16 protein-coding genes and 3 tRNA genes are annotated in these 20,563 nt (G+C 63.7%); 9 read left to right on the forward strand and 10 right to left on the reverse strand.

All coding sequences use genetic code 11. The annotated features are described in order from the left end of the window. The first annotated feature begins 33 nt into the window (after positions 1-33). From FDN03_RS05660 to FDN03_RS05670, 3 genes are all read left to right on the forward strand, one after another. Positions 34-1,545 (forward strand): alpha/beta hydrolase, encoded by a 1,512-nt coding sequence (locus tag FDN03_RS05660; RefSeq protein WP_138174936.1) that lies wholly within the window; start codon positions 34-36, stop codon positions 1,543-1,545. A gap of 78 nt (positions 1,546-1,623) precedes the next feature. After that, positions 1,624-1,695 (forward strand) — tRNA-Thr (locus FDN03_RS05665). Between the two features lie 630 nt (positions 1,696-2,325). After that, on the forward strand, positions 2,326-3,585 hold the full coding sequence (locus tag FDN03_RS05670) for a hypothetical protein (protein ID WP_138174938.1): 1,260 nt from the start codon (positions 2,326-2,328) through the stop codon (positions 3,583-3,585). 367 nt (positions 3,586-3,952) lie between these two features. On the opposite strand, the gene FDN03_RS05675 is transcribed toward FDN03_RS05670, so the two are convergent. The 6 genes from FDN03_RS05675 to FDN03_RS05700 all read right to left on the reverse strand — a co-directional run bounded on the left by FDN03_RS05675 (position 3,953) and on the right by FDN03_RS05700 (position 9,553). Next, entirely contained in the window at positions 3,953-4,429 is a 477-nt protein-coding gene (locus FDN03_RS05675; RefSeq protein WP_138174940.1) for a GyrI-like domain-containing protein, read from the reverse strand. A 96-nt stretch (positions 4,430-4,525) separates the two neighbouring features. Next, on the reverse strand, positions 4,526-5,368 hold the full coding sequence (locus tag FDN03_RS05680; protein ID WP_138174942.1) for an aldo/keto reductase: 843 nt from the start codon (positions 5,366-5,368) through the stop codon (positions 4,526-4,528). 48 nt (positions 5,369-5,416) lie between these two features. After that, entirely contained in the window at positions 5,417-5,869 is a 453-nt protein-coding gene (locus tag FDN03_RS05685; protein WP_138174944.1) for a hypothetical protein, read from the reverse strand. 145 nt (positions 5,870-6,014) lie between these two features. Beyond that, complete coding sequence (locus tag FDN03_RS05690) at positions 6,015-6,203, reverse strand: YbdD/YjiX family protein (protein ID WP_138174946.1); 189 nt, start codon at positions 6,201-6,203, stop codon at positions 6,015-6,017. Between the two features lie 11 nt (positions 6,204-6,214). Next, entirely contained in the window at positions 6,215-8,452 is a 2,238-nt protein-coding gene (locus tag FDN03_RS05695; RefSeq protein WP_138174948.1) for a carbon starvation CstA family protein, read from the reverse strand. 120 nt (positions 8,453-8,572) lie between these two features. Continuing rightward, complete coding sequence (locus FDN03_RS05700) at positions 8,573-9,553, reverse strand: NAD(P)H-quinone oxidoreductase (RefSeq protein ID WP_138175179.1); 981 nt, start codon at positions 9,551-9,553, stop codon at positions 8,573-8,575. A gap of 62 nt (positions 9,554-9,615) precedes the next feature. Between FDN03_RS05700 and FDN03_RS05705 the strand changes: the two genes are divergently transcribed. Continuing rightward, positions 9,616-9,703 (forward strand) — tRNA-Ser (locus tag FDN03_RS05705). A 115-nt stretch (positions 9,704-9,818) separates the two neighbouring features. On the opposite strand, the gene FDN03_RS05710 is transcribed toward FDN03_RS05705, so the two are convergent. Next, positions 9,819-11,873, reverse strand: coding sequence for an FAD/NAD(P)-binding protein (locus tag FDN03_RS05710; RefSeq protein WP_138174950.1), 2,055 nt, complete (start codon positions 11,871-11,873; stop codon positions 9,819-9,821). 39 nt (positions 11,874-11,912) lie between these two features. Between FDN03_RS05710 and FDN03_RS05715 the strand changes: the two genes are divergently transcribed. Together FDN03_RS05715 and FDN03_RS05720 are read left to right on the forward strand one after the other, a co-directional pair. Further along, positions 11,913-14,009 (forward strand): prolyl oligopeptidase family serine peptidase, encoded by a 2,097-nt coding sequence (locus FDN03_RS05715; RefSeq protein ID WP_138174952.1) that lies wholly within the window; start codon positions 11,913-11,915, stop codon positions 14,007-14,009. Positions 14,010-14,073: 64 nt separating this feature from the next. Then, positions 14,074-14,165, forward strand: a tRNA-Ser gene (locus FDN03_RS05720). Positions 14,166-14,423: 258 nt separating this feature from the next. Here the strand turns inward: FDN03_RS05720 and FDN03_RS05725 are convergent. The 3 genes from FDN03_RS05725 to FDN03_RS05735 all read right to left on the reverse strand — a co-directional run bounded on the left by FDN03_RS05725 (position 14,424) and on the right by FDN03_RS05735 (position 17,947). Next, a complete protein-coding gene (locus tag FDN03_RS05725) occupies positions 14,424-14,615 on the reverse strand; it encodes a CsbD family protein (RefSeq protein WP_054821052.1) in 192 nt (63 codons plus the stop codon). A 155-nt stretch (positions 14,616-14,770) separates the two neighbouring features. After that, positions 14,771-15,796 (reverse strand): hypothetical protein, encoded by a 1,026-nt coding sequence (locus FDN03_RS05730; protein ID WP_138174954.1) that lies wholly within the window; start codon positions 15,794-15,796, stop codon positions 14,771-14,773. A gap of 30 nt (positions 15,797-15,826) precedes the next feature. Further along, positions 15,827-17,947 (reverse strand): RecQ family ATP-dependent DNA helicase, encoded by a 2,121-nt coding sequence (locus tag FDN03_RS05735; protein ID WP_138174956.1) that lies wholly within the window; start codon positions 17,945-17,947, stop codon positions 15,827-15,829. Positions 17,948-18,102: 155 nt separating this feature from the next. Here FDN03_RS05735 and FDN03_RS05740 point away from each other — a divergent pair, with 155 nt between their 5' ends. The 3 genes from FDN03_RS05740 to FDN03_RS05750 are packed head-to-tail and all read left to right on the forward strand — an operon-like array spanning position 18,103 to position 20,553. Next, the gene (locus FDN03_RS05740; protein ID WP_138174958.1) at positions 18,103-19,527 is read left to right on the forward strand and encodes a phosphomannomutase/phosphoglucomutase; all 1,425 of its coding nucleotides are present in this window, start codon (positions 18,103-18,105) and stop codon (positions 19,525-19,527) included. 18 nt (positions 19,528-19,545) lie between these two features. Continuing rightward, a complete protein-coding gene (locus FDN03_RS05745) occupies positions 19,546-20,049 on the forward strand; it encodes a hypothetical protein (RefSeq protein WP_249354321.1) in 504 nt (167 codons plus the stop codon). A gap of 45 nt (positions 20,050-20,094) precedes the next feature. Further along, the gene (locus FDN03_RS05750; RefSeq protein ID WP_138174962.1) at positions 20,095-20,553 is read left to right on the forward strand and encodes an Rrf2 family transcriptional regulator; all 459 of its coding nucleotides are present in this window, start codon (positions 20,095-20,097) and stop codon (positions 20,551-20,553) included. Positions 20,554-20,563: the final 10 nt, after the last annotated feature.

Here is a 20,563-nt window from a genome sequence, read left to right on the forward strand (position 1 = left end):
CGCTGCGGCGCTCACCAACCCAAGGAGTGACACGTGTCCGTACGTCCACGCCACCGCCGGTGGCTCCCCGCCGCGGCCTTCAGCGCGGTGCTCGCACTGCTGGTCAGCGGCTGCTCGGCCCCCACGGAACAACGCGCCGAACCGGAGCCGGTGGCCCAGGGGCTGCAGAGCTACTACGAGCAGCAGCTGCAGTGGGAAAAGTGCGGCAGCGTCATCGAATGCGCCACCCTGAAGGTGCCGCTGGACTATGAGAACCCGCAGGATGGCTCCATCGACCTGGCACTGAACCGCCGCGTCGCCCAGGGCAGCGAAAAGAACCTGCTGGTCAACCCCGGCGGCCCGGGCGGCTCGGGGCTGGACCTGGTCAAGTCCTCGGTGCCGCTGATGTTCAGCAAGGAACTGCAGCGCGAATACAACGTCATCGGCTTCGACCCGCGCGGGGTGGGCAAGAGCACCCCGGTCACCTGCCTGGACGACGCCGAACAGGACGAACTGCGCCAGCAGAACCAGCGCAGCTGGGTTCCCGCCGAACGCGAGGAAATCCGAGCCGAGTCCAAGAAGTACGCCGACTCCTGCCTGGAAAAGACCGGTGAGCTGCTGGGCCACGTGGATACCGCCAGCGCGGCCAAGGACATGGACATCATCCGCGAGGCCCTGGGTGATGAGCAGCTGGACTACCTGGGCTTCTCCTACGGCACCTTCCTCGGCGCCACCTACGCCGACCTGTTCCCGGGGCACGCCGGGCGGATGGTGCTGGATGGGGCCATGGATCCAAAGAGCACCTCCAGCCAGGTGGACCTGGCCCAGGCGGTCGGCTTCGAAAAGGAAATCAAGGCCTGGCTGGAAGACTGCGTGGAAAGCGGAGACTGCCCGTTCACCGGCACCGCGGAGGACGCCTACAAGCAGCTGCAGGACTTCTTCAAGAAGCTTGAGGCCAAGCCCATGGTGGCCAGCGACGGGCGCAAGGTACCGGTCATCGACTTCATCAACGGCTTCATCATCCCGCTCTACGAGTCAACCTCCTGGCCGATGCTCAGCTCGGCGATGGCCGACGCGTTGGAGGGCGACGTGGATCAGATCCAGTACTTCGCCGACCTGTCCGCCGGCCGCGACGAGGAGGGGAACTACACGGGCAACACCACCGAGGCCTTCGGCGCGGTGACCTGCCTGGACTACCCGATGGACGCGGCCGAGGCGCGGATGGAGGCCGAGGCCAGCGAACTGCAGCGCCAGGCTCCCATCATGGGCAAGTACCTCTCCTACGGTGCCCTGGGGTGTGAGGATTGGCCGTTCGAGCCGACCCGGGTTCCCGGCGAGCTGCATGCCGACGGCGCCGGGGACATTCTGGTGATCGGAACCACCGGCGACCCGGCCACCCCATACCACTGGTCGGAATCACTGGCCAAGCAGCTGCAGGGTGGGGTGCTGCTGACCTATGAGGGCCACGGCCACACCGCCTACGGCCGCTCGAATGACTGTGTGACCCAAGCCGTGGACGGGTACCTGATTGATGGACAGGTTCCCGAAGACGGAACCAAATGCTAGGACGCGGCCAGCCGCCCTCGCGTTTTGACGAGCCAAGAGCGACTCGGATAAAGTGACTTGGTGCCCTAGTGGCACTTGGCCTCCTTAGCTCAGGGGTAGAGCAGCTCCCTCGTAAAGAGCAGGTCGCCGGTTCAAATCCGGCAGGGGGCTCGATGGGAAAAGATCCCGGAGTTGTGCATCCGCATGATTCCGGGATTTTTTGTAACTTCTGAGCACCTGAATAACAGGTTCCCGTGGGACTAATAGGCTAATTCGGGGCCTAGATCGCATTAAACTCGCATCTTTGAAGATTGGTCGCACAAATCTAGCGCTGCTTCGGCATGAGGAGATTAACAATCTGGACGCGCTTCCGCAGTGGCTCCGGCTGAGAATATTTCAGCTCATGCACTCTCAAGATGTCCTGCGCAATCTCCTTCGAACTCTCCCGGGGCTCACCGCTCAAATTTGCGTCGACTTCGGCAACGATCCGACGATCTCGAGCTGAACCAGCTGGTGGTTTCTTGAATATCCTCATGGTTTCGCTGTGCCTTATCTAGTCGCCTGCGAAAACGTGTCAATAGAATTTATCTGAAAGAGCATGGGCCGTTTCGTTGCCCAATGCACCCCAGATGGCGCGAGAACTTTCCGCGTCGATTATTGGGAGCACCAGCGACAGGAGCCTGTCACTACGTCAGGTGAGAAACAAATGTGGTGTCGGACTTAGAAGTCGGAAGGTCAGAGTAAAATTATTAAAGGCTTAACCTAAGCCGTTTCTGGTCATCGCATCTTTTTGGGGTATTCATGATTTCGAGATCTAAGCGCACTTTTCGGATAGCCACCTCACTGCTAACTGCAAGTGCCCTGATACTCGGTTCGGCACCGAGCTTTGCCGAAGTCGTCGAAGAGCCCGCAGTTGAGAAGCCTGTTATCACTCCAACACCAATCCCAGGTGTTGGCGACTGGTCTAAAGTTCCAGCCCCGACAATCCGAGGCACGATCGCCGTAAACCAGACGATCTCCGCCAGAATGCAGCCCCTGCCTCGGCCGGAGTACGATTTTGTCCGCGGACTCTATGTGGAACAAGAGTGGTTCAAGGACGGCAAGCTCAGCCGGACCACCCCGAATACGATGACTATTCGACTATACAAGCAAGACGCAGGTAAAGCCCTTCAGGTCAGGAGCAAGTACACTGATCACGGCTCCGAAGCGAACGGCTGGGCCGGCAAAGCCTACTACACTCAGCTTTCAGCACCTGTAATCATCTCTAGCCTTCCCGTTTCCGAGGGAAAGCTGACAATCTCAGGAGATCCCGTAAACGGGCAGCTGCTTTTGGCTTATGAGACCGGCTGGCCATCCGGCCACAAGACTGAGTACACCTGGTATGCCGACGGCAAGAAGCTCTCTGATAACACTGACACCTTGCTTCTGAACAGGAACCATGTCGGCAAGACGATCACCGTCGAAGCTAAGTTCATCAAGGTGGGCTATGAGAAAGCGGTCATCAAAGCTAAGGGCGTGAAGGTAGCGCCTGCAACATTGCAGTCATCGAAGCCATCCATTGCTGGCACCGCGCAGGTAGGCAAAAAGCTGACTACTTCCACCGGCAGGTGGGCTGGCGGAGCCGCTTTAAAGTACCAGTGGACTGCCAACGGCAAAACCATCAAGGGGGCCACTAAGAGCACCTACACACCGTCGGCCGATGACCGCCGTAAGAAACTAGCTGTCAAAGTCACTGGAACCAAAGCTGGCTACAAAACCACTTCTAAGACTTCTTCGCAGACCAAGGCTGTAGCCGCGGGTGCGCTCAAGACCGCCAAGCCATCGATTTTCGGCAAGCCAAAGGCTGGCAAGACTTTCAAGGTGACTGCCGGCAAGTGGAGTAAAGGCACCAAGCTGAGCTACCAGTGGCATGCCAACGGTAAAAGCATCAAGGGGGCAACAAAGGCCTCTTACAGGGTGAAGAAGGCAGATCGCCGCAAGAAGATTTCTATCAAAGTGACCGGAAAGAAGTCAGGCTACACAACCACATCACGCACCTCATCGAGCGTGAAGATCAAGTAGCCTGCGTTCAGAAGAAACTGCCATCAGCGCTTTAGCTGGTGGCAGTTTTGCGTCCCACCACTCAGTGATTTTCTGTTTCTTTCAGTTTCATTCTACGCTGTTCAGATTCACTGTTCAGATTCACTGTTCAGGCAAGTCAATCACTAGTTTAGGCCCATCATTCGGGGCCTCACGAAGTACCCCAGTTGATAGGCACCGTAAAGAGCAGGTCGCCGGTTCAAATCCGGCAGGGGGCTCGGCCAGACGCCCTTGTCAGAATCGCCAGCGATTGTGACAAGGGCGTTTTTCGTACCCGCAAGGCTACGCCGACGCCGCCGGTGGCCGTTTCAGGGAGCGACGGATATCGCCGGATGATGCCGGGTTCGGATCAACCAGCCAAGACCAGGCCGATCTTTGTGAGGTTCTGCGCTGGATCGGCGTCCGGTTTCGGCTGCGTCAGGTACTGCTCCCAGGCCACCTCGGCGGGGTTCAGCCCCTGCTCCAGCACCCATTGGCGCAGATGGGCGTGCGCTGCTGCCAACTGTTCGTAGTCGCCCTGCACCACCAGGGTGGCCGTACGGGCGGCCGGCAGGATTGCGCCCACCACGGGTTGCACGGAACCCAGCGGGGCATCCAACGGCAACGCCACGGCCAAGTCAATCAGATGGCCAGGGGTGCCGTAGGTAATACCCAGCGGCGCGCCCACCAGCCGGCGGCCGCTGTCCTGCAACGCGGCAAACAATTGGGGAAAACTGGCGTCATAGAACGCCCTAATCTCGTCAAACCCCAGGGTCTTGCGGATCAGCGCCAGGTGCACCAGCGGGTGATCCTCGATGACGGGCTCGGGGAACTGCTCTGCGCTCATGTTCGCTCCATCTGCGTCGGCGAAAGGACAACGCCAGTCTAGAGCGCAGCGGCTGGCCCCACCAGAGGCAGGGCCAGCCGCCGTGCCACGCGGGTTCTAGGCGAAGTCGGCGGTTGCCGGATCCGAGGCGATTCGCCCTTCGGCCCCGCGGTCCAGGCCGGCGATCTTTTCCAGGTCCTCGGCGTCCAGGTTCACACCCAGCGCCGCGAAGTTCTCAACGATCCGCGATTCGGTGACCGACTTGGGGATCACCACGTTGCCCAAGGCCAGGTGCCAGGCGATGACGACCTGGGCGGTACTGGCCGCGTGCTTCTCGGCAATCTCAACGAGCACCGGGTCCTTGAGCAGCTCGCCGCCCTGCCCCAGCGGCGACCAGGATTCGTGGATGATCCCGTGTTCCTTCTCGTAGGCGCGCAGTTCATGCTGCGGGAAGTACGGGTGGGTTTCGACCTGGTTGATCACCGGGCGGACACCGGTGGCTTCATGCAGCTCCTCGAGCGCCTCAATGGTGAAGTTGGCGACGCCGATGGAGCGGGCCCGGCCCGATTCCTTCAGCTGGACCAGGGCCTTCCAGGTATCCACGTACAGTTGGCGCTTGGGCTGCAGCCAGTGGATCAGGTACAGATCCACATAGTCGGTGCCCAGCTTCTGCAGCGAGGCATCAAAGGCGGCCAGGGTCTTGTCGTAGCCCTGCTCCGAGTTCCAGACCTTGGTGGTGATGAACAGCTCCGAGCGTTCCAGCCCGCTCTCTGCGATCGCGCGGCCCACTCCTGCCTCGTTGCCGTAGATCGCAGCGGTGTCGATGTGCCGGTAACCGGCCTTCAGTGCCGCGGCGAGCACCGGCGCAACCTGCTCATCGGGAATCTGCCAGACACCGAAGCCCAGCTGGTCAATGGAATTTCCGTCCAGGAACGTGACTTGTGGAACTTGTCTACTCATGTTCCCAATCTAGTGTGCGCACCGGGTGCGGGGAAACCGGAAAACGGGTCAGTCGCGCACTTTTTCCAGGGCTGCCTCAGCGGCCCGGACTCCTTCGACAACGATTTGCACGCGGGTGCGCACCGCGAAGTTGCTGATATCGCTGCCGGCTTCGGCCTGCAGCCGGGTCATCGCCAGCACCTGGGCACTGGTGGCCAGGTCATTGGCGGCCTTGGTCAGGGCCCGGTGCACGTCAAAGGTGCGTTCGGGCACGAATTCTTCTTCACTGGGAGTCAGCTTCTGGGCCTGGGTGCACACCACGCGCACCCGCGGCTGCAGGTCGGCCAGTTCATTGGCGCAAGCCATCAGCTGGTTGTGCAGCTCGTCGTTGCCGATTCCCTCCACCACCTGGAACACCCGGTCCAGCGAACGGTTGAACCGGTCGTGGGCGCGACGCCACACCCCCTGCCCGAGGTCGCGGTTGGCGGCGCGGGTTTGGCGCAGCCGGGAAAAGAAAGCCATGAGCTCGTGGTTGCCTTCCTGTGCTCTGGTACCGGTTTAAGAGTACCGGGATTCGCAGACCAGCCCACCACCGGCAGTGGCCGCCGCATCCGTGACGGATGCGGCGGCCACTGCCCGCTGCGATTAGGGTGCCCGGACCGGGTTCCTAGCAGCAGCGTCCCTGCGGGTTGCGCTCCTGCCAGTCGGTGTAGTTCTTCCAGAACTCCCGTTCGTTCATCGGTTCCTCGCCCGGATGCTGGCGCCGGTGGTGTTCCAGGTAGTGCTGGTACTTGTCGGCGCCCAACACCCCGTCGACGAACTTCTTGGCCTTGGACAGGCCCTGGACGAATCCCATGTTCCCCTCCCCTAGTGCCCCGCGGCCGGGGTGGTGCCGGTGGCCTCGTGGTAGTCCTTCCACTTCGCCTCCAGTTCCTTCTCCGCCGCCAGGGAGACAATGCCCTGCGGTGCATAGATCTTGGATTCCACGTACGGGTCCTCGGTGTCATCGGCCGCGTTGAGGTTCCGGGCACGCACGGTGGCGATGATCGCGGCTACGATCACGATGACCGAAAGCAGCAGGAACGCCACCGAGAGCCAGCCCTGCACGCCGGTGTTGCGCACGACCGCCTCCATGGCCTCCACGCTCTTGGTGCTGCCCAGGCTGGTTTCCCCGTTGGCCAACGCTTCCTTGTAGGCGTTGTGGTTGGCGAAGTAGCCGACCTTCACGTCGGTGGAGAAGATCTTCTGCCAGCTGGCAACGAACGTGATCACGACGGTGAACGCCAGCGGCAGCACGACCACCCAGAGGTGCTTGAAGTTTCCGCGCTTGGCCACGATGGTCATCACGATCGCCAGGGCAATCGCCGCCAGCAGCTGGTTGGAGATGCCAAACAGCGGGAAGAATGTGTTGATCCCGCCCAGCGGGTCGGTGACCCCGAGGATCAGGATGTACCCCCAGCCGGCGACCATGATCGCGGTACACAGCCACGCCCCGGGACGCCACGAGGTGTCCTTGAACTTCGGGACGAAGTTGCCGATGGTGTCCTGCAGCATGAAGCGGGCCACACGGGTTCCGGCGTCCACCGCGGTGAGGATGAACAGGGCCTCGAACATGATCGCGAAGTGGTACCAGAAGCCCATCATCGCGGTCCCGCCGAACCACTGGTGCATGATCGTGGCAATGCCCACCGCCAGGGTCGGGGCGCCGCCGGTGCGTGAAACCACCGACTCCTCCCCGACGTGGTTGGCCAGGTCGGTCAGCGTTCCGGGCTCCAGATGCACCCCGGAAAGCCCCAGCGAGTTCACGAACGCCACCGCGGTTTCCACGGTGCCGCCGGTGGCGGCGGAGGAGGCGTTCATGGCGAAGTAGATGCCGCGGTCGATGGAGATTGCGGCGACCAGGGCCATGATGGCCACGAAGGATTCCATCAGCATGCCGCCGTAGCCCAGGAAGCGGGTCTGCTTTTCCTTCTCCACCAGCTTCGGGGTGGTGCCCGAGGCGATCAGGGCGTGGAACCCGGAGAGCGCGCCACAGGCAATGGTGACGAACAGGAACGGGAACAGGCTGCCGGCCACCACCGGCCCATCGGAACGGGAGGCAAACTCGGACACCGCCGGGACGTTGATTTCCGGGCGCACCACAATGATCGCGATCGCCAGCAGGGCGATCACACCGATTTTCATGAACGTGGACAGGTAGTCGCGCGGGGCCAGCAGCAGCCAGACCGGGAGGATCGCGGCGATGAAGCCGTAGATGATGATGGCCCAGGCGATGGTGGTGCGTTCCATGTGGAAGAACTCGGCACCCCACGGGGTTTCGGCGATCCAGCGTCCGGAGATGATGGCGAACATCAGCAGCACGAAACCGATGATGGACACTTCCAGCACCTTGCCCGGGCGGATGAAGCGCAGGTAGATGCCCATGAACAGGGCGATCGGAATGGTCAGGCCCACCGAGTAGACGCCCCAGGCCGATTCACCCAGCGCGTTGACCACGACCAGCGCCAGGATGGCGACGATGATGATCATGATGGCCAGGGTGGCGATCAGGGCGGCGGTGCCGCCGATGACGCCGAGTTCCTCGCGGGCCATCTGGCCCAGTGAGCGGCCGCCGCGGCGCATGGAGAAGAACAGCACCAGGTAGTCCTGCACCGCTCCGGCCAGCACCACGCCAACGATGATCCAGATGGTTCCGGGCAGGTAGCCCATCTGCGCGGCGAGCACCGGGCCGACCAGCGGACCGGCGCCGGCGATCGCGGCAAAGTGGTGGCCAAAGAGCACCCGGCGGTCGGTGGGCACGAAGTCCCGGCCGTTGTTCAGGTATTCGGCCGGGGTGGCGCGGTGGTCATCGGGTTTGGCGATCTTGCGTTCGATGAACTTGGCGTAGAAGCGGTAGGCAATCAGGTAGGTGGCCACCGCGGCGAACACGAACCAGATGGCGTTGATGGTCTCGCCGCGGGAGAAGGCCAGGACGGACCAGGCCACGGCCCCCAGCAGCGCGATCGCCACCCAGATAATGATCCGCGTCGGGGTCCAGCGGTTCTCCTCGCGCTCGGCCACTTGCGGATCGACCGCTGCCGGCGGCAATGTATGACTGCGACTCATGGCAACTTACCTTTCGAGAGGGTGCGGTGATGATGTGCCCCGTGATCTGGGTGACCCCATGCTATGAAGCGGGTCACCCAGATGTAAACAAATCCACACTACTCCCACCGGGCCGCTGGCCTAGTGCAGCGTTACGACAATCTTTCCCTTGTGCTCTCCGGAGTCGAAGTACTCGTGGGCGGCGGCCAGCTCGTCAAAACCAAAGCTGCGCTCCACATTCAGTTCCAGTGACCGGTCCTGCAGCAGCGGGGTAAGCCGCTGGACGGTGCGGTGCACGATCCCGGCCTTCTCCTCCAGCGGTCGGGAACGCAGCGTGGTGGCAATGATGCGCAGCCGCTTGGAGAGCATCAGCCCCAGGTCGGCTTCGGCCTTGCGCCCACCCTGCAGCCCAATGATCACCAGCCGTCCGCCCACGGCGAGCGCCTTGAGGTTCATGGCCAGGTACTTCGCGCCCACTACGTCCAGGATGAGATCCACCCCGGTGTCCTCGGTCAGTTCCTTGACCCGGGTGAGCACGTCCTCGGTGGCGTAGTTGATTCCCGCATCCGCACCCAGTTCGGTGCAGTAGGCCAGTTTTTGGGCGCTGGAGGCGGTGACCAGCACCCGTGCCCCCGCCGCCTTGGCCAGCTGGATCGCCATGGAGCCGATGCCGCCGGCGCCGCCGTGGATCAGGATGGTCTGCCCGGAGCGCAGTTCGCCCTGGTCGAAGATGTTCGAGACCACGGTCGAGGCGACCTCCGGCAGCCCGGCGGCCTGGCTCAGGTCCATGTCCTGGGGAACCGGGAAAAGCACCTCGGCCGGTGCGGTCACGTATTCGGCGTAGCCTCCGGAGGCCAGCAGCGCGGCGACCCGGTCTCCGGTGGCCCAGCGTTCCACGTCGGGGCCCAGCGCCTCGATGGTGCCGGCCACCTCCAGGCCCGGGATGTCGCTGGCGCCTGGGGGCGGCGGGTAGACCCCGATCCGCTGCTGCACGTCGGCACGATTCAGGCCAAAGGCAGCGACCTTGATCAGCACTTCCCCGGCCCCCGGCACCGGTTTGCCGCGTTCGACTTTCTCCAGAACTTCCGGTCCCCCGGGCTGTGAGTAAATGTAGGCCTGCATGGTGTGGGACATAGTCAACGATTCCTTTCAGGTCTTGCCGATAGCGTATACTCGTTCCGGTTGGATGGTTGTCCGAGCGGCCGAAGGAGCTGGTCTTGAAAACCAGTGTGCGGTAACCCCGTACCAAGAGTTCGAATCTCTTACCATCCGCACAGGGAAAAACCCCTTGCCTTCCTTCTTACATGGAATGGCAAGGGGTTTTTGTGTTCCCACGCCCGGGCCGGGCGGGGCAGCGCCGCCGGCGGCACAAGACCGGGATCAGGTGCTAGTCGTAGTCCGGGCCGGCACCCACGCCGACTTCGGCGCCCTGCTGCGAGCGCCGCAGTGACAGGTGGGAGATCCCCAGCCCGCTCAGGCGTGCCAGCTCGTTGACCACCAGGTGCGCATCTCCCAGCGTGCGCGCCGCCGGGTCTTCCACATCCCCGGACTGCGCGGCAATCGCGGTCCCCCACTGCACGGAGGACAGCTGCAGCCCCAGCACGAAGATGCCGCGGTGCACGGTGCCGTCACCGGCCACCAGCCGGTAGGGCTCACCGACCACGTCGAAGCCGGACCCCGGGATCAGTTCCCCATCCGCGTTCTGCCAGCGGAAGGCCCGGGCCACCCGGTCCCCCAGCAGCTGTCGCATTAGCCGGGTGTTGTTCTGCAACACGCGGTTGGCTGGCATCATCGATTCGCACAACAGCCGGGCGGTGTACCCCTCGCTGTCCACCCAGGGGGATGAGACGGTGAATTCCCCGGCGAGCGCATCGAATTCAAACCGCGGTTCTGGTCCAGCGAAGGACACGAGTCCAGCACGGGAAAGCGCCAACAGCTGTTCGATGCGTTCCAACGGAGGACCCGAGGCCATTCCCTCCACCAGCGGTTCGAAGCGTCCCTGGATTTCCTCGATCTTCGACTGCTGGTCTATCAGGCCCTGGGCGATCAGGTCCTTGACGACCATCCGTCCGGCGTTCATGGTCAGCACCGCCCAGGAGAGCGGGTCCTGCATGCCGCGCGCACTGCAGTGCGCGTTATGCCGCAGGTACTGGCGCACCGCCTGCTGGTAGTGCTCGTGCGAGGGGAAGCCGATCTCCTCAAAGGGGTGGGCCAGCCCCGGCACATCCAGCCACTGGATCATGGGGAAGCCGGTGATGAAGTCACGCAGCGCAGCCAACCACACCTGGGTGCCCTCGTGGTGTTCGGCGTCCAGGATTTCGGCCACATGGGAGAGGAACTGCTCGGCCGGGATGGGCAGCTGCGCCTCGTGCTCCCGTGCACACTGGCTGTAATAGGCCCAGAGGATGTCCCGATGCAGCAGCGGCCAGATGTCCCGGCTGAACACCAAAGTGGCCTCGGGGTTGTTTCCCCGGGCTTCGGCCACCTGCTGCATCAGCTCCTCGGCCTGCAGGTAATGCAGCGTGATGTCCTCGGGGATGAACCGATCCGTCAAGGGTTTGCCCCAGTAGGGGGTGCCGCGCCGGGAAGCGGCAACCAGTACCGGCTCCTTCCCGGAGGGCAGGTAGTCAAAGCGCTCGCCGGGTACCTGGGAAACCTCACGGAACTGCCCTCCGCGGCCGATCGTCAGTTCGGCCATGGCGTCGAAGAAGTTCAGGCCCATCCCACGCAGCAGTGCGGGCTTGCCGGCGGAGAACTTCGAGTAGTCCACATCCAGCGGGATGCTCGGGCCAATATAGGTGGCCCCGGCCTGTTGGGCCTGCTCTGCCAGCACCTTCTGCTGCGGGTTCAGGTCCGCTGCCTGGTGCCCCAGGGCCAGCACCACCGCATCGGCCCACAACTCGTGCCGCTGGTCGCTCCCGGGGGTTTCATAGCTCACCCGGTAGGTGGCCTCGCGGGGATCCACCGCCACCACTTCACCGCGGATGAATTCGTAGTCAACATCCGGGTGCCCGGTGAGTACCGCCGCGCACCGGTCGTAGACATGCTCAAGATACCGGCCGTACAGGGCGCGGGTGGGGTAGGTCCCCGATGAGGTGTTCTGCAGTTCGGCTTGCTGCCCCTGGCTCAGGTTGGCACCGTCCCCATGGCGCTGCACGAACTGGGCAAAGCTGAGTCCCGGTTCGCTGTCCTGCCGGTCAGGGGCGACAGTGGGAAAGGAAGCGGGCGTATTCATCCAGAAATTGGGTGACTGGCTTGAGTCCCACACATGTCCAGAGCCTGGCCGGTAGGCATCAAGCACAATGACACGCAGTTGCACAGCCAGCCGGCCGGTGTTGGCCACCATGCTGGCAAGGCGCTCGACCGTGCTGGTGCCGCGGGGGCCGGCGCCAATAATGGCTACTGCGAACGTTGCTTTGGTGTCATCTCGTTGGGTACTCACCCTCCAAGATTATTCTGTTTCCGGCCTAGACTGGGGCACATGGACCGAAGCGCAACCCAGCAACCGCCCGTTGATCACACCGAATCCCTTGACTGGCTTGAGGGAATCCATGACGAGAAGGCCCTTGAATGGGTCCGGAAACAGAACGCCGTCACCGAAGGCGAGCTCTATGACGCCAACTTCGAGGCCACCGCGCAACGGATCCAGCAGGTACTGGACGCCACCGACAAGATCCCCATGGTCACCAAGCGGGGCGAGTACTACTACAACTTCTGGCGGGACGCCGATCACCGCTTGGGCGTATGGCGGCGCACCGACTGGCAGTCCTACCGCAGCTCCAACCCTCGATGGCAGGTGCTGATCGACTTTGACGACTACGCGCGGAATCAGGAACAGGACCGGCATTTCGCCGGCGCACAGCTGCTGCGCCCCGGGGCGGGCGAGCCGTACCGACGCGCCCTGATCCGGATGAGCCCCGATGGCGGGGACCAGGTGATGATCCGGGAATTCGACCTGGCATCCTTGGAGTTCGTGCCGGACGGATTTGAGCTGCCGGTGGCCAAGACCTCGGTCTCCTGGGTGGATGAGGACACCATCTTGGTGGCCAGCGCGACCAACGAACAGGATACGACCCGTTCCACCTACGCCCGCTGCACACGCCGGTTGAAGCGCGGACAGCAGCTGGCGGCGGCCGAGACCATTTTCGAAGTCGACGTGGAACACGTGGGCGGCTGGGCACATTTCGATTCGACACCGGGTTTTGAACGCATTGTCACCACCGACGCCATCGACTTCTACAACTCGGTGACCGGGGTGATTTGGGATGATACCCACCAGATCGTCAAGGTTCCCACCGATGTTCGGGTCCTGTTGCACCGCCAATGGGTGCTTTTCGCGCCACAGACCGACTGGAACCAGCAGGGCACGGTCGTACCGGCCGGAGCATTGGCCATCACCGAACTGTCCAGCTTCCTTGATTCCGGCGATCCGGGCACCCTGGTCTTCACCCCGGATGAGCACACCTCGCTTGAGTCCTTCTCCTTCACGGCAGGCCACCTGCTGATCACGCTCCTGCGGGATGTGGCCAGCGAAGTACAGGTTGTCGACCTGGATTCCGGGTTTGCGAGCAGTACCCTGCCGGTTCAGGGTGACTTCCTCTCCGTGTCGGTCAGCGCCGTGGATGACGAGGATGAGCAGGCCGGTGAGGACTACTGGATGACCGTCACCGGTTTCACCCAGCCCACCACCTTGCTGCGCGGACGAGTTGGCGAGCAGGCCGAGGTCATCAAGCGCTCACCGGAGCGCTTTGATTCCGCCGGATTGAGCGTGACCCAGCATTTCGCGGTATCCGCGGACGGCACCCGGGTGCCGTATTTCCAGGTCGCTGATGAGCAGTTGGTGCTGGACGGAAAGAACCCGGTACTGATGGACGGCTATGGAGGGTTCCAGGTCAGTCTCACCCCGGGCTACAGCCCGTCCCTGGGCACCGCATGGTTGAATCGCCGCACTGCGCAGGGACGCCGCGCCGTGTACGTGTTGACCAACATCCGTGGCGGGGGCGAGTACGGCCCGAAGTGGCACCGTGCGGCCTTGCAGCAGAACCGTCACCGCGCGTATGAAGACTTTGCGGCCATTGCCGAGGACTTGGTGGCACGAAAGGTCACCAGCCGTTCGCACCTTGCCGCAACCGGGCGTTCCAATGGCGGATTGCTCATGGGCAATATGATCACCGGGTACCCCCAGCTCTTCGGCGCCATCTCCTGCGGTGTTCCCCTGCTGGACATGAAGCGCTACACCCGGCTTTCGGCCGGCCACTCCTGGATAGCCGAGTACGGAGACCCGGAGATTCCGGAACAATGGGAATACGTGCGTACCTTCTCACCGCTGCACCGGCTGGATGATCAGCCGCATCCGGAGCAAGACTATCCGAAGTCCCTGATCTGGACGACGACGACCGATGACCGGGTTGGCCCCGTACAGGCACGCAAGATGGCAGCTCGCATGCTGGAGAAGGGGATCTCCTCCACGCGTTACCACGAGCCGGAAGACGGAGGTCATGCCGGTTCCACCGACAATGCGTCTACCGCCCGCATGTTGGCCACCAGCTACGAGTTCCTATGGCGTGCGATACAGTAGCGTGCGGCCGTTTTGTTTCCAGCCAGCAATTTCGATAAGCTTTATTTTGCTGGAAACAGCGGATGGACACGTGCCAGAGCGGCCGAATGGACTTCACTGCTAATGAAGGGTCGGGGTTAAACTCGACCGGGGGTTCAAATCCCCCCGTGTCCGCCAAAAACCCCCTAGTAAACTAGGGGGTTTTTCGTTTGCCAAGATGCATTTCACAGATCCTGCGAGGTAGGTCTCAAGCCTCTGACAGGTTTGATTTTCCTAGTGCACGCTGGGCTGCAGCAGGCATTCACTCTCGTTCAGCTTTACCCGTCCGTTGAATGCGCTGCAGATCTATGACGATTTCCGCCGGTAAACAGCGGTGGGGCCGGAACCGACCCCTTGGTCGACTCCGGCCCCACCGGTTCAAAAGTTAATACTGGTTTACTTCAGGTCACGCTTCACGTCGTGTGCCGCGTCCTTGACCTCTTCGCCGGCCTTCTTGGCCTTGGCGCCGGCCTGGTCCTTCAGACCCTCGGCCTGCATGTCCTGGTTATCAGTCGCATCGCCGAGCTTTTCCTTGGCCTTGCCCGAGAGGTCCTGGGCCTGGTTCTTGATCTTATCTCCGAGTCCCATGTACTTCCCCTTTCCGTAGCGATCTCACACACCGTGCGGTGCGTTGATATGTACGACGCTAGTGAGGGCGCTATGGGCCTGCAACCGGAAATCGGTGACTCACATGAAACTCCAAGAAGATGTTCCAGAAGTTATCTGCCACCGTGAATGCGCGTCTATTCCTCACGCTTGACGAAGGAACGGAGCATGTTCTGGACTATGTCCGCGGGCAGTGAGGTGTGCTTGACGATGATGGAACTCATCTTTTCCAGGTCGGTGCGCGCGATCGCGTCAAAGAGCTCCTCGCGTTCTGATTCCGGCAGGTCCGCGGCGTCAAAGTAGACCGGGCCGTCCGGGCCCTGCCCCTCAAAACGGAAGTCGGCCACGTTCCCGGTGCCCTCTCCCCCGGCCATCGGTGAAGTGGCGATCATGCGCTCCAAATCCTCCACCGGAAGCATGGTGTGGTCGTGCAGGATCTGGGCTGCCCCGGCCGTATCGCCGTCGCGCAACATCGAGAAGAGCTGGTCGTACTCGTTCGGCGGCAGCTTCTCGCTGGAGAACTCATGCTGTTCGCCATCCACCTCGTAGGCCAGCTTGAAATGAGTGGAACTGGGGGTGCGATCCGATCCAAATTTTTCGTTCCATTCGGTGGGCACCACCCAAGTTTCATCATCGGGCAGCGACTGGATGTCCCCGGTATCCGCAGTGCGCGGCACCTCGATGCCCGCCCCGGTGTCATCACCCGGCAAATCAGCGGCGGGTTCCTTCGAACCCGGCAAGTCTTCGGCGTTTGCGTCCTGGTCGCTTCCATCCTTGGGGGCTTCAGCCACGGCCACGTCGCGCGCCGCCGGGGGCAGATCCGAACTATCCTGGTGCGGTTCGGCATCCAGCTCCGGAATCGATGCGGGGCCACCGGCCTGCGGGTAGGCGTCAAGGCTGCGCACGGCGATCACGCATTCCTTTACGCTGGCTCCGGTCTTGGCACGGTACTTCTGCACCGCGGCCATGACATCCCCCTTGGCCAGGTCCCGGTAGATCGACTTGCGTGATTCCTCATCCAGCTTGGCCGCGGCAGCCTGGGCAGCTTCACGGCTAACCGACTGGGAGATCTGCTCCATATTGCGCTTGCGCACGGACTGCAGCCAGAAGAACCCCGCTACCAGGACAAAGATGACCACGACGAGCCAGATGAGGATTTCCATGCTTCCAGCGTACTTCCTTTCCCTGCCCGTTCACCCGGCTATGCCCAAAGTGAAAGGCAATACACCGGGAGCTCCCGCAATCCGCAAGGCACGGCCCGCCATCGCCAGTGACCAGCGCGAATCGCACAGGTCATCGACCAACAGCACCGGTCCCGGCGCCGAGGAGAGCAGGGCCTCCATGTCCGCGGGAATGTCAAAGGCATCGGCCACCTCGGCCACCCGGAACGCCGAGTTGCCTCCGGCTCCCCCCTCGGCCGGGGCGGTGCGGTACTGCAGCTGACCCAGGTAGCGCAGCTGGCCCAGTTCGGCCAGGCGGTAGGCCAGGGAGCCGACCAGCTGGGGACGGGCCCGCGAGGGCATCGCCACCACCCCGACGGGCCGGGTCTGCCAGTCCCATTCGGCCAGCACCTTCACGCAGGCCTGCAGCAGGGCGTCATTGATTGGTGCGTCGGTGGGATCGGCGAACAGTTGGCGCAGCCGGTTGCCCCAGCCCAGGTCGGTCAGCCTGGCCAGGGCCCGGCCCTCCTGGACCTGTTCGTCGACCGGGATCTTGCCCTTGAGCGAATGCCCCAGCCGGTCCATCCCGGACGGGTAGGCCTTACGGGGTTCGATCGGCACCCCTACGCGGCCCAGGGCCGCCTGCGCGGAGTCCTTCGCGGTGTCCGGGATGTGATCGTCATACCAGGGCCCGGCGCAGCGGTCGCACCGTCCACACGGTTCGGACTGCGGGTCATCCAGGGTGCGGGTCAAGAACTCCATCCGGCAGCCGGTGGTGTTCTCATAGTCCTTCATCAGGTTCTGTTCATGCACCCGGCTCTGGGCGACCCGGCGGTAGCGTTCGGCGTCATAGGACCAGGGCATGTCGGTGCGCATCCAGCCGCCGGCCACCCTTTCCACCGCCCCGTCCACGGCCAGTACCTTCAGCAGCAGCTCCAGCGGGGTGCGTCGCAGGTTTACGGCGCTTTCCAGGGCCGGCACACTCATGGGGCCGTCGGCCGCGGCCAGCGTGGAGAGCACCTGCCCGGCCCGCTGTTCGTCGGGCATCGAGCTGGTGGCGAAGTACTCCCAGATCTCGGCGTCCTCCACTCCGGGCAGCAGCAGCACGTCCGCGTTGATGCTGCCGCGTCCGGCGCGGCCCACCTGCTGGTAGTAGGCCACCGGGGAACTGGGCGCGCCCACGTGGATCACGAAGCCCAGGTCCGGCTTGTCAAAGCCCATGCCCAGCGCGCTGGTGGCCACCAGCGCCTTGACCTGATTGGCCTTCAGCGCCGCCTCCAGCCGCTCGCGCTGCTCCAGGTCCGTGCGCCCGGTGTAGGCCGCGACCTCGTGCCCGGCTTCGCGCAGCATCCGGGCAATGTCCTCGGCCGCCGAGACGGTGAGCGTGTAGATGATCCCGGAGCCCTGGAAGTCCTCAATGTGGCTCAGCAGCCAGGCCAGGCGCATGCGCGGGGAGGCGAGCTTGAGCACTCCAAGGCGCAGCGAGTCGCGGGCCAGGGTGCCGCGCAGCGTAAACACCTCCTGACCGCCCACCGCCAGCTGCTCGGCCACGTCCTGCACCACGCGCGAGTTGGCGGTGGCGGTGGTGGCCAACACCGGCAGCCCCTGCGGCAGACGGGAAATCAGGTCCCGGATGCGACGGTAGTCCGGGCGGAAGTCATGCCCCCAGTCGGAGATGCAGTGCGCCTCGTCGATCACCAACAGGCCCATGCGCTGGATCAGCACCGGCAACTGGTGTTCCCGGAAGGAGGGGTTGTTCAGCCGCTCCGGGGAGACCAGCAGCACGTCCAGCTCGTCACGCTGCAGCTGGTCCAGGATTTCACGCCATTCCAGGACGTTGGCCGAGTTGATCGCCGCGGCACGCACCCCGGCCCGCTCCGCGGCGGCGACCTGGTCGCGCATCAGCGCCAGGAGCGGGGAGACGATCAGGGTCGGCCCGCGGCCCATGGCCCGCAGCAGCAGGGAGGAAACGAAGTAGACCGCCGACTTGCCCCAGCCGGTGCGCTGCACCACCAGGGCGCGGCGCTGCTGGGCAACCAGGGCGGAGATCGCCTCGAACTGTCCGGGATGGAACTCGGCCTGCGGGTGCTGGACCAGCGCCCGCAGCTTCTCCAGTGCCAGTTCCTTTAATTCGGTCTGCTGTAGCTGCGCCATGCCCCCAGTATTCCAGCAGCCTCCGACCTTTTGCGCTTCTGCCCGGGCACCGGCGTGCGCACGGTCCTGCCCACGGCGAAACTGTTAGCGAACTCCTATGCCCGTACCGCCCCAGGACAGGGCATTGGGCCCGGCATCCCGGTAGTGTGAGGTGCGTGAGTGCAGAGATTGATCTTAAGCAGTGCTTCAAGGCGTACGACGTGCGCGGCGTGGTGGGACAGACCATCAACGAGGAAGCCGTGGAAGCCATTGGCGCAGCGTTCGTGGATGTTTTGGGACTAGGCGGACGCGAGGTCCTGGTGGGCGGGGACATGCGTCCTTCCAGCGCAGACTTTTGCCAGGCCTTCGCCCGCGGGGCGACCTACCGCGGGGCCAACGTGAAGATGCTCGGCTTGATCTCCACCGACGAGCTGTACTTCGCCGCCGGCAAGCACAACGCGGCCGGGGTGGTCTTCACCGCCAGCCACAACCCGGCCCAGTACAACGGCATCAAGATGTCCAAGGCCGGGGCCGTGCCGATCTCCTCCGAGACCGGGCTGTATGACATCCGTGACGTGGCCCAGGGGTACCTCGATGAGGGCCTGCCGGTCTCCGGGGACGCTCCCCAGGGCACGATCAGCGAACTGGACGTGCTGGGCGACTACGCCGCCTACCTGCGTGAGCTGGTGGACCTGTCCCAGATCCGCCCGCTGAAGATCGTGGTGGATGCCGGCAACGGGATGGCCGGGATGACCACCCCGGCCGTGCTGGGAGATGCGGTGCTGCCCGGCCTGCCGCTGGAGATCATTGACCTGTACTTTGAGCTGGATGGCACCTTCCCGAACCATCCGGCCAACCCGCTGGAGCCGGAGAACCTGAGGGACCTGCAGGCCGCGGTGCTCCAGCACGGTGCGGACATGGGCTTGGCCTTCGACGGGGACGCGGACCGCTGCTTCGTCATTGACGAAAAGGGCGAACCGCTCTCCCCCTCGGCCATCACCGCGCTGGTGGCGGTGCGTGAAATCGCCCGCGTCCAAAAGGACGGGGAACAGACCCCGACCATCATCCACAACCTGATCACCTCCAAGGCGGTCCCGGAGTTCGTGACCCGGGCCGGGGGCAAGCCGGTGATGACCCGGGTGGGCCACTCCTTCATCAAGGCCGAGATGGCCCGCCAGGGCGCGGTCTTCGGCGGCGAGCACTCGGCGCACTACTACTTCCGGGACTTCTTCAACGCCGACACCGGGATGCTGGCGGCCATGCACGTATTGGCGGCCCTGGGTTCCCAGCCGCTACCATTGTCAGAATTCGGCGCGGAATACGAGCCCTACACCGCCACCGGGGAGATCAACTCCGAGGTGGAGGACAAGCAGGGGGCCGTGGACCGGGTGCTGGAGCATTTCGCCGGCCAGCCGGTGGTGGTGCAGCGCCTTGATGGAACCACCATCAGCGCGCAGGATGGTAGCTGGTGGATCAACCTGCGTCCCTCCAACACCGAACCGTACCTGCGATTCAACGGCGAGGGGGCGCAGGCCTCGGTGATCACCCCCATCCGGGACACCGTGCTGGGCATTGTGCGGGAAAACGCCAAAACGAAGTAAGCGACCGAAACGAAGCAAGTGGACGAGGAAATAGAGGACGAGACCATGAATTTTGACGAACTCGATGACTCGGTCAAGGAAGCCCTGAACAAGGTGCTGGGTACGGCGTTGGGTGTTGCTCGCGAGCAACTGGAGGAGCAGGGCGTCTTCCTGCCCTTCGCGATCGGCCTGGAACCGCGGAGCGGGGCCGAGGAGCCGGAGCTGCGTCTACTGGCGGTGCCGCCGACCGAGAACCCCGATGACCCGGAAGCCGATATCGACACCGAGGCCATGGCCGCGGACCTGGTTCAGGTGCTGAACCAGGAGGGCGCGAACTTCGCGGCCGTGGCCATCACCTCCGATGTGCTGCTGGCCGAGGACAACCGCGACGCGATCCATGTGGTGGCCGAGCACAAGGCCGGCGCCGCCCTGGCAATTGTCCAGCCCTACACCATGCCCGATGAGCCCGGCGGCACCTGGCACTTCGAGGACCCGGTGGCCGAACCGGCGGACATGTCGCTGTTCGCCCCGGACGCCCAGTAGCCACCGGCCCCCGCCCAGCGGCCCGGACCTAGTGATGGATCAGCAATGAGACTCAGCGCCTATACCGACGTGTGCCTGCGCACCTTGATGGTGCTTGGCGCGCACGGTGTCGGCCAGCTGACCACCCGGCAGATCGCCGAACTGATCCACGTTCCGTACAACCACGTCACCAAGGCCGTGGCCGAGCTGGGCGGCCTCGGGGCCCTGGAGGTGACCCGAGGCCGGCACGGTGGGGCCAGCATCACCGAACAGGGTCTGCAGATGAATCTGGGCTCCTTGCTGCGCACCCTGGACTGGCGTGAAGATGTGGTGGACTGCACAACCCACGACGCCGCCCATGACTGCCCGATGGTCGGCGGATGCCGGCTGCGCGGCGCGTTGCGCCAAGCCAGAGACGCTTTCTACGCTTCTTTGGACAACCTGACGGTGGCCGATGTGGTCTCCGCTTCCCCGGCGCTGACGCGCCTTCCCTTCCCCCAAATCCGTCCCAGCGGCACCCGTTAGCCAGCTGCCG

The sequence above is a fragment of the Glutamicibacter sp. V16R2B1 genome (assembly GCF_005774635.1).
GTDB lineage: Bacteria > Actinomycetota > Actinomycetes > Actinomycetales > Micrococcaceae > Glutamicibacter > Glutamicibacter creatinolyticus.

What these genes read in the sequence shown, in the direction of transcription:
- FDN03_RS05670 (WP_138174938.1), top strand. Translation starts at nt 2,326, where the DNA reads ATGATTTCGAGATCTAAGCGCACTTTTCGGATAGCCACCTCACTGCTA.
- FDN03_RS05675 (WP_138174940.1), bottom strand. Translation starts at nt 4,429, where the DNA reads ATGAGCGCAGAGCAGTTCCCCGAGCCCGTCATCGAGGATCACCCGCTG.
- FDN03_RS05680 (WP_138174942.1), bottom strand. Translation starts at nt 5,368, where the DNA reads ATGAGTAGACAAGTTCCACAAGTCACGTTCCTGGACGGAAATTCCATT.
- FDN03_RS05685 (WP_138174944.1), bottom strand. Translation starts at nt 5,869, where the DNA reads ATGGCTTTCTTTTCCCGGCTGCGCCAAACCCGCGCCGCCAACCGCGAC.
- FDN03_RS05690 (WP_138174946.1), bottom strand. Translation starts at nt 6,203, where the DNA reads ATGGGATTCGTCCAGGGCCTGTCCAAGGCCAAGAAGTTCGTCGACGGG.
- FDN03_RS05695 (WP_138174948.1), bottom strand. Translation starts at nt 8,452, where the DNA reads ATGAGTCGCAGTCATACATTGCCGCCGGCAGCGGTCGATCCGCAAGTG.
- FDN03_RS05700 (WP_138175179.1), bottom strand. Translation starts at nt 9,553, where the DNA reads ATGCAGGCCTACATTTACTCACAGCCCGGGGGACCGGAAGTTCTGGAG.
- FDN03_RS05715 (WP_138174952.1), top strand. Translation starts at nt 11,913, where the DNA reads ATGGACCGAAGCGCAACCCAGCAACCGCCCGTTGATCACACCGAATCC.
- FDN03_RS05725 (WP_054821052.1), bottom strand. Translation starts at nt 14,615, where the DNA reads ATGGGACTCGGAGATAAGATCAAGAACCAGGCCCAGGACCTCTCGGGC.
- FDN03_RS05730 (WP_138174954.1), bottom strand. Translation starts at nt 15,796, where the DNA reads ATGGAAATCCTCATCTGGCTCGTCGTGGTCATCTTTGTCCTGGTAGCG.
- FDN03_RS05735 (WP_138174956.1), bottom strand. Translation starts at nt 17,947, where the DNA reads ATGGCGCAGCTACAGCAGACCGAATTAAAGGAACTGGCACTGGAGAAG.
- FDN03_RS05750 (WP_138174962.1), top strand. Translation starts at nt 20,095, where the DNA reads ATGAGACTCAGCGCCTATACCGACGTGTGCCTGCGCACCTTGATGGTG.